Origin of the sequence: Aeromonas sp. s11 (assembly GCF_040907945.1) — a bacterium.
GTDB lineage: Bacteria > Pseudomonadota > Gammaproteobacteria > Enterobacterales > Aeromonadaceae > Aeromonas > Aeromonas veronii.
Genome location: NZ_JBFOCU010000058.1, coordinates 104,338 through 117,063, shown reverse-complemented (window position 1 = coordinate 117,063; position 12,726 = coordinate 104,338). Strand labels below are relative to the sequence as shown.

Below are 12,726 nucleotides of genomic sequence, written 5' to 3'. Positions count from 1 at the left end.
TCGATAAAGGGCCATCAAGTGGTCAGATCTGTGGCCATAATATCAGCCGATTGCCCGTGAGACCATTCAGAGCCGTTACGGGGTTGGACTCACCCTTTCCCTTCTGTCAGCTGCTGCGCAATCGCGACAGCAGCCTGTCCATGGCGCGATAACCGAGCGCCTCGATAAGATGCTCCTTGCCGATCGCGGGTTGTCCGGCCAGATCGGCGATGGTACGCGACACCCGCAAAATGCGATGCCAGGCCCGGATGCTGAGCCCCAGCTTCTGGATGGCATTCTCCAAAAATACGGCATCTTGCGGTGATAGTCGGCAAATATCCTCAATCTCACGGCTATCCAGCAGGTTGTTGAGCTTGCCGTTACGACTCAGCATGCGCTCTCGCGCCGCCAGCACCCGATCGCGGATCTGCTGGCTCGACTCCCCCCGCTCCGCCTTGCCGGTCAGGCTCCCCTTGGGCAGCAGCGGCACTTCCACAGTCAGATCGAAGCGGTCGAGAAAGGGGCCGGAGAGCTTGCCGAGGTAGCGCAAGATCTGATCCGGGCTGGAGCGGGTCTGGCCGTCACCATAGTGGCCGCAGGGGCTGGGGTTCATGGCGCCGACCAGCTGGAAGCGAGCGGGAAAATCCACCTGACGGGCGGCCCGACTGATGGTGATGTGGCCCGTCTCCAGTGGTTCGCGCAGGGAGTCGAGCACCTTGCGCTCGAACTCGGGCAATTCATCCAGAAACAGAACCCCGTTGTGGGCCAGCGAAATTTCGCCGGGCCGCGGGTGGCTGCCACCGCCCACCAGCGCCACCGCTGAGGCACTGTGGTGGGGTGTGCGATAGGGTCTGTGGTGCCAGTGACCGGCGCGCAGGGTGAGGCCGCCGATGGAGTGGATGGCGGCGGTCTGCTGCGCCTCCTGCTCGCTGAGCGGCGGCAGAATGCCGGGCAGACGGCTCGCCAGCATGCTCTTGCCGGTGCCGGGCGGGCCGATGAACAGCAGGTTGTGACTGCCGGCGGCGGCGATCTCCAGCGCCCGCTTGGCCTGAGACTGGCCGATCACATCCTGCAGATCCGGTACATCGGGCAGGCTCTCCGCGCTTTGGGGATCCGGCAGCGGCAGCTCGTATTGGCCTGCCAGCCAGGCGGTGACGGCCAACAGCTGGTGAGCGGTGCGCACCTCGGCATCCTGAATAAGGGAAGCTTCGGGGCCGTTCTCCCGCGGCACCAGCAGAGTCCGTCCCGCATCCCGGCAGGCGAGCACGGCGGGCAGCACCCCGAGCACAGGACGGATCTCTCCGGTCAGGGCCAATTCCCCTAAAAATTCGTGATCGAGCAGGTATTTTGCCGGTATCTGCTTGGAAGCAGCGAGAATGCCGATGGCGATGGCCAGATCGAAACGGCCCCCCTCCTTGGGTAGGTCGGCGGGGGCCAGATTAACTGTGATGTGTTTGCTCGGGAACTCGAAATTGCCGTTGAGCAGGGCGCTGCGCACCCGATCCCGAGACTCTTTCACCGAGGTTTCCGGCAGGCCGACCATGTTGAAGGCGGGCAGGCCGTTGGAGAGGTGAACTTCCACTGTAACTTGCGGGGCCGCGATCCCGAGGCTGGCACGGCTATAAACCACAGCTAATGACATAAATCCCGTCCTTGAGTTGATATATGTTCTGACTAACTGCTTGTTGTTGGTTTTTTATTCCAGAGTTCCGGCTGAGGAATAGCCAAAATCAGTGGGTTGTCACAGAAAAAAGGCTTGCCCAATAAAAATCACCGTGCTAGTTCTAATAGCCATTCGCGGTAGAAACCGCCCCAATTTCACAGGATTTCCGGTTGTAACTATGAACATGGCCTCCCGTTTCGTCAGCATTATTGTGGTCCTAGTGGTGATTATTATCTCACCGCTCGGGGCTCGTTTAGCTGCACGGAACAAGGGATAGACCCACCACCGGACAGCACGAAACAAGCGACCCCCGAGCCTCACAGCTCGGGGGTTTTTTTTCGACCAAAGGACAGGATTTTCCACATGAACGGCGCGCAGTTTTTGGTACAGGCTCTCAAGAAACAGGGTGTGACCCAGGTGTTTGGTTACCCGGGCGGGGCCATCATGCCGGTCTACGATGCTCTGTATGACGGTGGTCTGGCCCATCAGCTCTGCCGCCACGAGCAGGGGGCAGCCATGGCCGCGGTCGGTTATGCCCGCGCCTCCGGTCAGGTGGGAGTCTGCATCGCTACTTCCGGCCCCGGCGCTACCAATCTGGTAACCGGTCTGGCGGAGGCGCTGCTCGATTCGGTGCCGCTGGTGGCCATCAGCGGTCAGGTGCCCTGTTCCGCCATCGGCACCGATGCGTTTCAGGAGGTCGACGTGCTCGGCATGTCCCTCTCCTGTACCAAGCACTCCTTCATGGTGACCGATGCCGCCGATCTGGGGCGGGTGCTGGCAGAAGCTTTCGCCATCGCCACCGAAGGTCGCCCCGGCCCTGTGCTGATCGATCTCCCCAAGGATGTGCAGCTTGCCGCCGTGCCTGCCCAGAGCCCGCTGTTTGCGGTGGAAGAGCCGGAGGTGCTCAACCCCTCGGATCTGGCCGCGGCCCGCACCCTGCTGGCTGCCGCCGAGCGCCCGGTGCTCTACGTCGGTGGCGGAGTGGGCATGGCCAATGCCGAACAGCAGTTGCGTGACTTTGCCGCCGCCACCGGCATGCCTGCGGTCACCACTCTCAAGGGGATTGGCGCGCTCGACCCCGACAGCTCTGTTTATCTGGGCATGCTCGGCATGCACGGCACCAAGGCGGCCAACTATGCGGTGCAGCAGTGCGATCTGCTGCTGGTGGTAGGGGCTCGTTTCGATGATCGGGTGACCGGCAAGCTGGAGGAGTTTGCTCCCGAGGCCAAGGTGATCCATCTCGATGTGGATGCTGCCGAGTTCGGCAAGCGCCGCGCCGCCGAGGTGGGGATCACCACGGATCTCAAACAGGTGTTGCCGCGCCTTGCAATGCCCCTCTCCATCGACCCTTGGCGTGAACACTGTGCGAACATGGCCCGCGAGTATGCGTTCCGCTACGACCACCCGGGTCAGGCCATCTACGCCCCGGCCCTGCTCAAGCAGCTCTCTGCCCGGCTGCCGGAGAGCAGCGTGGTGGCCTGCGATGTGGGTCAGCACCAGATGTGGGTCGCCCAGCACATGCGCTTCACCAGCCCGCGCAACCACCTCTCCAGTGCCGGTCTCGGCACCATGGGCTTTGGTCTGCCCGCCGCCATCGGCGCCAAGATGTCGCGCCCGGAAGATGAAGTGGTGCTGGTGAGCGGTGATGGCTCTTTCATGATGAACGTGCAGGAGCTTGGCACCATCCGCCGAGCCCAGCTCAAGGTGAAGATGGTGCTGCTGGATAACCAGCGCCTCGGCATGGTGCGCCAGTGGCAGGAGCTGTTCTTCGACGGCCGCTACAGCGAGACCATCCTCTCCGACAACCCCGATTTCGTCGCCCTGGCTGCCGCCTTCGGCATTCCGGGCGAGACCATCACATGCAAGGAGCAGATAGCCGGTGCCCTCGATCGCCTGCTGGCAAGCGAGAGTGCCTACCTGCTGCATGTGGCCATTTCAGAGGAAGAAAACGTCTGGCCCCTGGTTCCGCCGGGAGTCGCCAACCACCAGATGATGGAGCAACGCCCATGAACCCGCACACCCTTGCACAACCAGCATTTGCACAGCACACCCTGCATATCCACGCCCAGCCCAGACCGGAAGTGATGGAGCGGGTGCTGCGGGTGGTGCGTCACCGCGGCTTCAATCTCTGCGCCCTTAATATGGAGCAGGATTGCCAACAGCTGCGGATCACGGTTACTGTCGAGTCGGTGCGTCCCATCCAGCAGTTGTGGAGCCAGCTGGTGAAGCTGGTGGACGTCTCCCGGGTCGATGCACTGGAACAGCAACCCCGGATCAGAGCTTAAGGAGCCAAGCCAATGTCACAGCCTTCCCAATCCGCCACTCACCCCCAATACATCTGGTTCAACGGCACACTGGTGCCCTGGCAGGATGCCCAGGTGCACGTAATGAGCCACGCCCTGCACTACGGCTCCTCGGTGTTTGAGGGGGTACGCGCCTACGATACCCCCAAAGGCACCTGCATCTTCCGTCTGCAGGAGCACACCCGCCGCCTGTTCGACTCCGCCAAAATCTACTGGATGGACGTCCCATACAGCGAGTCTGAAGTTAATGAAGCCTGCCGCACCGTGGTGCGCGAGAACGGCCTGAAAAGCGGCTACCTGCGCCCGCTGGCCTTTGTCGGCAACGTGGGGCTGGGGCTGCATCCGCCGCTGGATGCCAAGGCCGACCTGATGGTGGCTGCCCTGCCGTGGGGCGCCTACCTCGGGGAAGAGGGGCTGAAAAACGGGGTGGATGTGTGCGTCACCTCCTGGAACCGGCTCGCCCCCAACACCATTCCCACCGGTGCCAAGGCGGGCGGCAACTATTTGTCCTCCCAGCTGATCAGCCGCGAGGCCAAGCGCAACGGCTTCGCCGAGGGGCTGGCGCTGGATGTGAACGGCTACCTGAGCGAAGGGGCGGGGGAGAACCTGTTCCTGGTGAAAAACGGCGTACTGTTCACCCCGCCTGCTACCGCCGCCATCCTGCCCGGCATCACCCGTGACACCATCATGACGCTCGCGCGTGACTTGGGTTACGAGGTGCGTGAGCAGGCGCTGCCCCGCGAGGCGCTCTATGTGGCAGACGAAATCTTTATGACCGGCACCGCCGCCGAGGTGACCCCGGTGCGCTCCGTCGATCGAATGAAGGTGGGCGCTGGCAGCCGTGGCCCGGTGACCGAGCAGTTGCAGAACGCCTTCTTCGGCCTGTTCAATGGCAAGACCGAGGACAAGTGGGGCTGGCTGACGCCCGTCAACGACTGATGAGAGAGGGGAGGCGTCATGCCTCCCCGAGTCGCTTCCGGTGAGCGCTTCCCTGAGGAGTCTTCACCAGGATCGATTCCGATCCACTCGTATCATCACCGCATAACGCATCGAGCCCATATGGGCATTCAGGGAGTAGAGACAATGCCGAAGTTGAGATCCGCCACCACCACCCACGGACGTAACATGGCCGGGGCCCGCGCCCTTTGGCGTGCCACCGGAATGACCGATCAGGATTTCGGCAAGCCTATCATCGCCGTGGTCAACTCCTTCACCCAGTTCGTGCCGGGCCACGTCCACCTCAAGGATCTGGGCCAGCTGGTGGCGTGCGAGATCGAAGCCGCGGGGGGCGTTGCCAAAGAGTTCAACACCATCGCCGTGGATGACGGCATCGCCATGGGCCATGGCGGCATGCTCTACTCCCTGCCATCGCGGGAGCTGATCGCCGACTCGGTGGAGTACATGGTCAACGCCCACTGCGCCGACGCCATGGTCTGCATCTCCAACTGCGACAAGATCACCCCGGGGATGCTGATGGCCGCCCTGCGTATCAATATCCCGGTCATTTTTGTCTCCGGCGGCCCGATGGAAGCGGGCAAGACCAAGCTCTCCGACCAGATCATCAAGCTGGATCTGGTGGATGCCATGATCCAGGGCGCCGATCCCAAGGTGTCGGACGCCCAGAGCGAACAGGTTGAGCGCAGTGCCTGCCCCACCTGCGGCTCCTGTTCCGGCATGTTTACCGCCAACTCCATGAACTGTCTGACCGAGGCGCTCGGCCTCTCCCAGCCGGGCAACGGCTCCCTGCTGGCGACCCACGCCGATCGCGAGCAGCTGTTCAAGCTGGCGGGCCAGCGCATCGTGACTTTGGCCAAGCGCTGGTATGAGCAGGACGATGCCTCGGCACTGCCGCGCAACATCGCCACCAAGGCGGCGTTCGAGAACGCCATGGCGCTGGATATCGCCATGGGCGGTTCCACCAATACCGTGCTGCACCTGTTGGCGGCGGCGCAGGAGGCGGGCGTCGACTTCACCATGGCCGATATCGACCGCATGTCCCGCAAGGTGCCGCAGCTCTGCAAGGTGGCGCCCTCTACCCAGAAGTACCATATGGAAGATGTGCACCGAGCCGGTGGCGTGGTCGCCATTCTGGGTCAGCTGGAAAAAGCGGGTCTGGTGCATGGGGATACCCGCACCGTGCTGGGTTGCTCCCTCGTCGAACAGCTCGATGAATATGACGTCAGCCGCCAGCCGAGTCAGGAGGTGGTGGACTTCTACCGCGCTGGCCCTGCCGGGATCCGCACCACCAAGGCGTTCAGTCAGGATTGCCGCTGGCCGGAGCTGGATCTGGACCGCGCCGAAGGCTGCATCCGCTCGCTGGATAACGCTTACAGCCAGGAGGGCGGCCTCGCCGTGCTTTCCGGCAACCTCGCTGTCAATGGCGCCATCGTCAAGACCGCAGGAGTGGATGAGGAAAACCTCACCTTCCGCGGTCCGGCCCGGGTGTTCGAGAGTCAGGAGAGCGCGGTGAACGGCATCCTCGACGGTACCGTGAAAGCGGGCGAAGTAGTGGTGATCCGCTACGAAGGGCCGAAAGGGGGCCCGGGCATGCAGGAGATGCTCTACCCCACTACCTATTTGAAATCCATGGGATTGGGCAAGGCGTGTGCCCTGATTACCGACGGCCGCTTCTCCGGCGGCACCTCGGGTCTCTCCATCGGCCACGTCTCGCCGGAGGCCGCTTCCGGCGGCACCATCGGTCTGGTGGAGGACGGCGACATCATCAGCATCAACATTCCGGCTCGCAGCATGGTGCTGGAGGTGGCCGACAGCGTGCTGGCTGCCCGCCGCGTTGCCGTCGAGGCCCGTGGCTGGAAGCCGCTCGATCGCCAGCGTCAGGTCTCCTTTGCCCTGCGCGCCTACGCCATGTTCGCCACCAGTGCCGACAAGGGTGCGGTGCGCGATCGTTCGATGCTGGGGGAATAAATCATGGTCTCTGCGGCGGATTATCTACGCAAGGTGCTGCTCTCCCCCGTCTATGAGGCGGCGCGGGTGACCCCTTTGCAAACCCTGAAGAAACTCTCCGAACGGCTCGGCAATCACGTCAGCCTGAAGCGGGAGGACCTGCAACCGGTCCACTCCTTCAAGCTGCGCGGCGCCTACCACAAGATCGCCACTCTGACCGAGGAGCAGAAGGCGCGCGGCGTCATCGCCGCCTCCGCCGGCAACCACGCCCAGGGGGTCGCCCTGTCGGCTGCCAAGCTCGGCATCAAGGCGATCATCGTGATGCCCAAGACCACGCCGGATATCAAGATCGACGCGGTGCGCCGTCAGGGCGGCAACGTCATGCTGTTTGGCAACAGCTTCGACGAGGCCTACGGCGAGAGCCGCCGCCTCGCCGAGTTGGAGGGCTACACCCTGATCCCGCCGTTTGACGACGTCGAGGTGATCGCCGGGCAGGGCACCATCGGCAAGGAGCTGCTGGAGCAGGATACCCACCTCACCCACGTGTTCGTGCCGGTGGGCGGCGGTGGTCTGGCCGCCGGGGTGGCGGTCTATATCAAGCAGCTGCTGCCGGATGTGAAGGTGATCGGGGTGGAGGCGGAGGGCTCCGCCTGCCTCAAGGCTGCGCTGGCGGCCGGCGAGCCGGTCAATCTGGAGCGGGTCTCGCTGTTTGCGGACGGGGTGGCGGTCAAGCGCATCGGTGAGGAGACCTTCCGCCTGTGCAACCAGTATCTGGACGAGGTGGTGACCGTCTCCAACGACCAGATCTGTGCCGCGCTGAAAGACATCTTCGATGACTGCCGCGCCATTGCCGAGCCGTCTGGCGCCCTGTCCTTGGCCGGCCTCAAGGCCTACAGCGAGCGGGAGCAGGTCAAAGGGGGGCGGATGGCGGCCATTCTCTCCGGCGCCAACGTCAACTTCCACAGCCTGCGCTACGTGTCGGAGCGCTGCGAGATCGGCGAGAAGCGTGAGGGCATGCTGGCGGTGACCATCCCCGAGCGCAAGGGGGCCTTCCTCGACTTCTGCCGTCAGCTCGGGCCGCGCATGGTGACCGAGTTCAACTATCGCTACGCCGATGCCGAGCAGGCGTCGCTGTTCGTCTCGGTGCGCCTCACCGGCGGTGACGAGGAGCTGGGCCAGATCATCGATCAGCTCGGTGGCAACGGCTACCCGGTGGTCAACATGACCGAGAGCGAGCTGGCCAAAAACCACGTGCGTTACATGATTGGCGGCCGCCCGGCCCGGCCTCTCGGTGAACGGCTCTACAGCTTCAAGTTTCCGGAGCAGCCGGGCGCCCTGATGCGCTTCCTCGAGACTCTGGGCTGTCGCTGGAACATCAGCCTGTTCCACTACCGCAACCACGGTGCCGACTACGGCCGGGTGCTCTGCGCATTCGAGCTGCCGGACGAGGACGTAGCAGCCTTCCACGACTACCTGCGCGAGATTGGCTACGGCTGGAAAGAGGTGAGCGACGACCCCGCCTACCGGCTCTTTCTGGCTAGTTGAGCAAGGGGGGCTTCAAGGGAGGCGTTATGCCTCCCTTTTCTATTGCTGCGTGTGGATAGGTCCACTCCGTACGACGCAACGTCATGGTTTAACTGGCAAAACAGTGTGAATAGGTACACAGGTGATTTTTACGCCGGATATTGCTGGCAAGCTCACACTCCTGATGGCTTGGTCATTTGAGGCTGCGTTCGGATGGGATACCCTGAATAGCGGAGAGGCCGCCTGACGGCTTCACACAGGGAAAGTGCGCACTCAGGCGCCCATAACGACTTATTGCAGAGGCGAAAATATGAATAAATCCATGCTTGCCGTATTGGTCAGTGGTTTGCTGGCGGCCGGAGCCGTGCAGGCCGCCGCTCAGGACAATACCTGGTATGTCGGTGGCAAGGCCGGTTGGTCCAATTACTATGGCGTTGACCACAACCAGTATGCCGAGTCGATTGCCCAGACGTTGGGTAATACCAGCGAGAACACGGATGATCTGGGTCTGGGCCTGTTCGCCGGTTACCAGCTCAACCCCAACCTGGGTTTCGAGCTGGGTTATGACTGGCTTGGCAAATACGACACCACTTCGGGCACTGGCGCCAATACCCTCAAGACCGAAGCCAAGAGCCAGATGATTCAGGCCACCATGAAGATCAGCTTCCCGGCAACGAATGTGCTCGATCTTTATGGCCGACTGGGCGGTGCTTATGCCTGGACGGATAGCGAGATCAGCTTCGCCAATACCAGCGAGACCGGCAAGAAGCATGGCGCCGCCTTCGTTGGTGCGCTGGGTGCCGAATATGCCATCGATCGTGACTGGGCCGCCCGTCTGGAGTACCAGTACACCACGCCGCTGGGAGATGCCTCTCTCGATCGCTCCGGTATCGAGATGGATAACGGCCTGATTTCGTTCGGGATGCTCTATCGCTTCGGTCAGCAAGGTGGCGAGGTCGTAGCACCGGCGCCCGCTCCGGCCGCCGAACCGGCACCTGTAGCCGTGGTTGAGCCCAAGACTTTCAGTCTGAGTTCCGATGTGCTGTTCGAGTTCAACAAGGCGACCCTGAAACCGGCTGCCAATCAGGCGCTCGATGCCCTGTTCAGCCAGATTGTGGCGGCCAATCCGAAAGATGGCGTCGCAACTGTCATCGGTTATACCGACCGCATCGGCTCCGACAACTACAACCTGGCCCTCTCCGAGAAGCGGGCCCAGAGCGTGGCCAGCTATCTGGTATCCAAAGGCTTGTATGCCGACAAGGTACGAGTCGAGGGACGTGGCAAGGCCAATCCGGTCACTGGCAGCAGCTGTGCCAGCCGCTCCAAGCAGGAGCTGATCGCCTGTCTGGCACCGGATCGCCGGGTAGAAATCCATCTGGAAGGGGTTTCCCAGCCTGTCCAATAAGCAGAGCAACGGGAGCAATAAATGTAAAAACGGGAGGCTTGGCCTCCCGTTTCTTATGGGGTGTTTACGATGTTGAGCCTCAGAGCCCGAACAGCGGGCGCAGGCGGATGCCGATGAGGCTGCCAGCGAGGGCCATCAGCATCCAGACCCAGCCGTGCAGGCTGCCAGAGGCGGTGCCATCGAAGAAGCCGCCGAGGTTGCAGGCGGCGTACATGGCGCCCATCCCCATCAACAGGCCGCCGATGATGGAGGCCAGACTGTTGCCGATCCGCATCGGGGCGAAGGTGCCGCCACCGCTCAAACAGCGCGCCAGCATGGCCCCCAGAATCCCGAGCCAGAACATGCCGACCATGGGGTTGATAAAGAGTGGCTGGGCCAGCTTGGGGTTGCCCTCGAACAGGCCGAACAGGGAGGCGCCGCGCAGCGCCATGTCATAGACGGCGCCGGTGATGGTCCAGGCCGAGCCGTGCAGAGCGACCACGGACGAGTTGAGCAGGGCGATGATGATGCCGCCGGTCAGCACGGTGAAGCGACCATCGCGCCAGAACAGGTTGCCGCCGCTGAAGAGGGGCTTGAGCTCGCCGGTGCGCTTGAGTTCGCTCTTGCGAAACAGCAGGAACAGCGCGGCGACCAGCGCCAGGTTGAGCAGCATGCCGCTCCAGATATTGCCGGTCAGATCCCGGGCCAATACCACATGGCTGGAGAAGGTAGCCTCCAGTTCGGGGCGGAACTGGTTGCTGATGAGGGTGCCAATGCCGTAGCAGATCAGCACCAGCCAGAAGCGGGGTTGCCCCTCACCGCAGCAGTAAAGAGTGCCGGTGGCGCAGACGCCAGCCAGCTGCATGCCGATGCCGAACAGGAAGGCACCGACGATGAAAGGAATGCCGATAGCCATCACGTTACCCACCATGGCATCGCCAAAGAGGGCGTGGCTAAAGGAGAGAAAGGTGGTGAACAGCAGAATTTCGATGGCGATGGTGAGCAGGTGAACCCGCACGTAGTAGCTGTTGCGCTTGGTCAGCATTTCGCGCCAACCGAATACGATGCCGAAGCGACTGAAGGAGAGGGTGAAGCCGAAGCCGAATCCGATCAGGGCCATCAGAGCCCATTTCATACCAAAGGTGTTGCCAAGCCAGAGTAACGCTCCCCCCGCGATTGCCACGATGGGGAGCGACCATTTTCGAGTCATGTCAGTTGATCCTTGAAGTTGGTTTTTAGAGGGGCGGATCCTATTCCCTCATGGAGTCTAATGCTACCCATTTAACCAGTGCAGAGAAAAAGGGGAGCGCTGACTCCCGTCAGCGCCGGGGATCAATGGCGGGTGGTGTCGAGATGGAAGTGGTGAGTCTGCCTGGTCAGGATGCGGGCGTGCTGGGCGACCATGGTCGCCTCTTCGGCGGCCTGACTGGCGCTCTGGTTGGCCTCGGCCGCCAACCGCGACATCTCGCCGACCTGATGGTGGATCCCTTGTACCAGCCGGGTCTCATCGCTCATCAACTGATCGACCTGAGCGATGCGCTGGTTGATCTCCTCGCAGCTCTGCGCGATCCGGGCGACACTTTGGCGCGCTGTCATCGTGTGAGTGACCGCCTGTTCGACCCGGGCCAGCTCGGTATCCATCTCGCTGGCGGCGCGCAGGCTGACATCCTGGATCTTGCCGATGATGGTGTTGATCTCGGTGGTGGCACTGCCGGTGCGGGTCGCCAGCGAGCGCACTTCATCGGCCACCACGGCAAAACCGCGCCCCTGTTCACCTGCCCGCGCCGCTTCAATGGCGGCGTTCAGCGCCAGTAGATTGGTCTGCTCCGCTATATCGTGAATGGCGCCCGCCAGCCCGGCAATCTGCTGCGAGAGGCCAGCCAGATCCGAAATGGTATGGGAGACCTGCTTCACGCCCGTGACTTGCTCCCCGATCACCTGTTCCACGGTGTGGATGGCGAGTGTCGCCTCTTGTGCCCGCTCTGCTGACTGCAGGGTTTGCTCCCCCACCTGATGCAGCTGGCTACCCGCCTGTTCAATGGAGTGGGTGAGCTGTTCGATGGCCTGTTCGATATGGTGGGCCGCCCCGACCTGTGCCTGACTGTCATCGGTGTGCCGTTGTGCCATGGCGGTCAGGCTGGTGGCGCGATCATCCAGCGTACTGGCGCTGCGCTGCAGCGACTCCACCAGGGTTGCCAGCTGGTCACGCATGGCCCCGATCTGGCGGATCAGCTCGCCGATGGCGTCGAGGCCCGGCTCCGGCATGGGGCGGTTCAACTCCCCTTCGGCGATGGCGGCGGTGGCTTTGCCTGCGGCCAGCAGCCGCTGTTGGGTGGGGCGTCCCAGCCAGAAGATGAGCCCAGCCCCCAGCAGTGCGGCGCACAACAGCAGTCCGTAGCAGAGTCGGGTGGTGTTGGCGAGATGGGCCATCTGCTCGGCGGCATACTCGTTGCCGTGGATGACGGTGGCGTCCACTCCTATCCGGTGGGCGTTATAGAGGGTGTGCAGGCGCGCCGCAATCGCGCCCGCATGCGCCAGATCCCCCGCCTTGATGGCGGGGACAAACTTGTCGTTGAGCAACTGCCAGAACAGCTCTCCCTGCATTTTTTGCTCCCCCAGCAGCAGCTCTCTGAGGGGCTCGTTCAGGCTGCTCTCTTGCCAGAAGCGGTTACGGCTCTCGAACTCTTGCTGAAGCCGGGTGAGGGTTTGCAGCAGGTGCTCCCGCTCCTCCGGTTTGGCATGGAGCAGGGTGTAGACCTGCAACTGGGATTCGATGAGGTAGAGAGGCGGCGGCAGAATATCGGCTACCACATCCTTCCCCTGTCCCATCTGATCGGCTGCGCTCCGGACCGAATAAAGCCCGAAAAAGCTGATGGAGATCAGCGTGATAATGACCATGATCCCCAGAACCTGACCAAAAAGCAGGGATCTGTCGTGAATGTGCTTGAGCATGTTGCCTCCATTCGGCT

General features: G+C 62.6%; 9 protein-coding genes. 6 read left to right on the top strand and 3 right to left on the bottom strand.

What is annotated here, in order from left to right; genetic code table 11:
* Positions 1 to 106: 106 nt before the first annotated feature.
* Positions 107 to 1,621 (bottom strand): YifB family Mg chelatase-like AAA ATPase, encoded by a 1,515-nt coding sequence (locus AB5Y84_RS17185; RefSeq protein WP_368177439.1) that lies wholly within the window; start codon positions 1,619 to 1,621, stop codon positions 107 to 109.
* A gap of 384 nt (positions 1,622 to 2,005) precedes the next feature.
* Here AB5Y84_RS17185 and ilvG point away from each other — a divergent pair, with 384 nt between their 5' ends.
* The 6 genes from ilvG (at position 2,006) to ompA (ending at position 9,778) form a co-directional block, all read left to right on the top strand.
* Positions 2,006 to 3,652: an acetolactate synthase 2 catalytic subunit gene (gene ilvG / locus AB5Y84_RS17180; RefSeq protein ID WP_368177438.1), complete on the top strand. Its 1,647-nt coding sequence runs from the start codon at positions 2,006 to 2,008 to the stop codon at positions 3,650 to 3,652.
* Entirely contained in the window at positions 3,649 to 3,927 is a 279-nt protein-coding gene (ilvM, locus tag AB5Y84_RS17175; RefSeq protein WP_005342011.1) for an acetolactate synthase 2 small subunit, read from the top strand. The genes ilvG and ilvM overlap by 4 nt, the downstream gene beginning before the upstream one ends.
* A 12-nt stretch (positions 3,928 to 3,939) precedes the next feature.
* Positions 3,940 to 4,884, top strand: a complete 945-nt coding sequence (locus tag AB5Y84_RS17170) for a branched-chain amino acid transaminase (protein ID WP_111900975.1) — start codon at positions 3,940 to 3,942, stop codon at positions 4,882 to 4,884.
* A 144-nt stretch (positions 4,885 to 5,028) separates the two neighbouring features.
* Positions 5,029 to 6,870 carry a dihydroxy-acid dehydratase gene (ilvD, locus tag AB5Y84_RS17165; RefSeq protein ID WP_368177437.1) on the top strand — a complete coding sequence of 614 codons (1,842 nt, stop codon included), beginning with the start codon at positions 5,029 to 5,031 and terminating at the stop codon, positions 6,868 to 6,870.
* A 3-nt stretch (positions 6,871 to 6,873) separates the two neighbouring features.
* Positions 6,874 to 8,394 carry a threonine ammonia-lyase, biosynthetic gene (gene ilvA, locus AB5Y84_RS17160; RefSeq protein ID WP_005342008.1) on the top strand — a complete coding sequence of 507 codons (1,521 nt, stop codon included), beginning with the start codon at positions 6,874 to 6,876 and terminating at the stop codon, positions 8,392 to 8,394.
* A gap of 289 nt (positions 8,395 to 8,683) precedes the next feature.
* Entirely contained in the window at positions 8,684 to 9,778 is a 1,095-nt protein-coding gene (ompA, locus tag AB5Y84_RS17155; protein WP_100647095.1) for a porin OmpA, read from the top strand.
* A 79-nt stretch (positions 9,779 to 9,857) separates the two neighbouring features.
* Here ompA and AB5Y84_RS17150 read toward each other — a convergent pair whose 3' ends face one another.
* Together AB5Y84_RS17150 and AB5Y84_RS17145 are read right to left on the bottom strand one after the other, a co-directional pair.
* A complete protein-coding gene (locus AB5Y84_RS17150) occupies positions 9,858 to 10,967 on the bottom strand; it encodes a YeeE/YedE thiosulfate transporter family protein (protein WP_368177436.1) in 1,110 nt (369 codons plus the stop codon).
* Positions 10,968 to 11,089: 122 nt separating this feature from the next.
* Positions 11,090 to 12,709: a methyl-accepting chemotaxis protein gene (locus tag AB5Y84_RS17145; RefSeq protein ID WP_368177435.1), complete on the bottom strand. Its 1,620-nt coding sequence runs from the start codon at positions 12,707 to 12,709 to the stop codon at positions 11,090 to 11,092.
* Positions 12,710 to 12,726: the final 17 nt, after the last annotated feature.

Bases quoted from the DNA above. Each gene is read 5' to 3' on its own strand.
- AB5Y84_RS17145 (WP_368177435.1), bottom strand. From the start codon at position 12,709: ATGCTCAAGCACATTCACGACAGATCCCTGCTTTTTGGTCAGGTTCTG.
- AB5Y84_RS17150 (WP_368177436.1), bottom strand. From the start codon at position 10,967: ATGACTCGAAAATGGTCGCTCCCCATCGTGGCAATCGCGGGGGGAGCG.
- ilvM (WP_005342011.1), top strand. From the start codon at position 3,649: ATGAACCCGCACACCCTTGCACAACCAGCATTTGCACAGCACACCCTG.
- AB5Y84_RS17185 (WP_368177439.1), bottom strand. From the start codon at position 1,621: ATGTCATTAGCTGTGGTTTATAGCCGTGCCAGCCTCGGGATCGCGGCC.
- ompA (WP_100647095.1), top strand. From the start codon at position 8,684: ATGAATAAATCCATGCTTGCCGTATTGGTCAGTGGTTTGCTGGCGGCC.
- ilvG (WP_368177438.1), top strand. From the start codon at position 2,006: ATGAACGGCGCGCAGTTTTTGGTACAGGCTCTCAAGAAACAGGGTGTG.
- ilvD (WP_368177437.1), top strand. From the start codon at position 5,029: ATGCCGAAGTTGAGATCCGCCACCACCACCCACGGACGTAACATGGCC.
- AB5Y84_RS17170 (WP_111900975.1), top strand. From the start codon at position 3,940: ATGTCACAGCCTTCCCAATCCGCCACTCACCCCCAATACATCTGGTTC.
- ilvA (WP_005342008.1), top strand. From the start codon at position 6,874: ATGGTCTCTGCGGCGGATTATCTACGCAAGGTGCTGCTCTCCCCCGTC.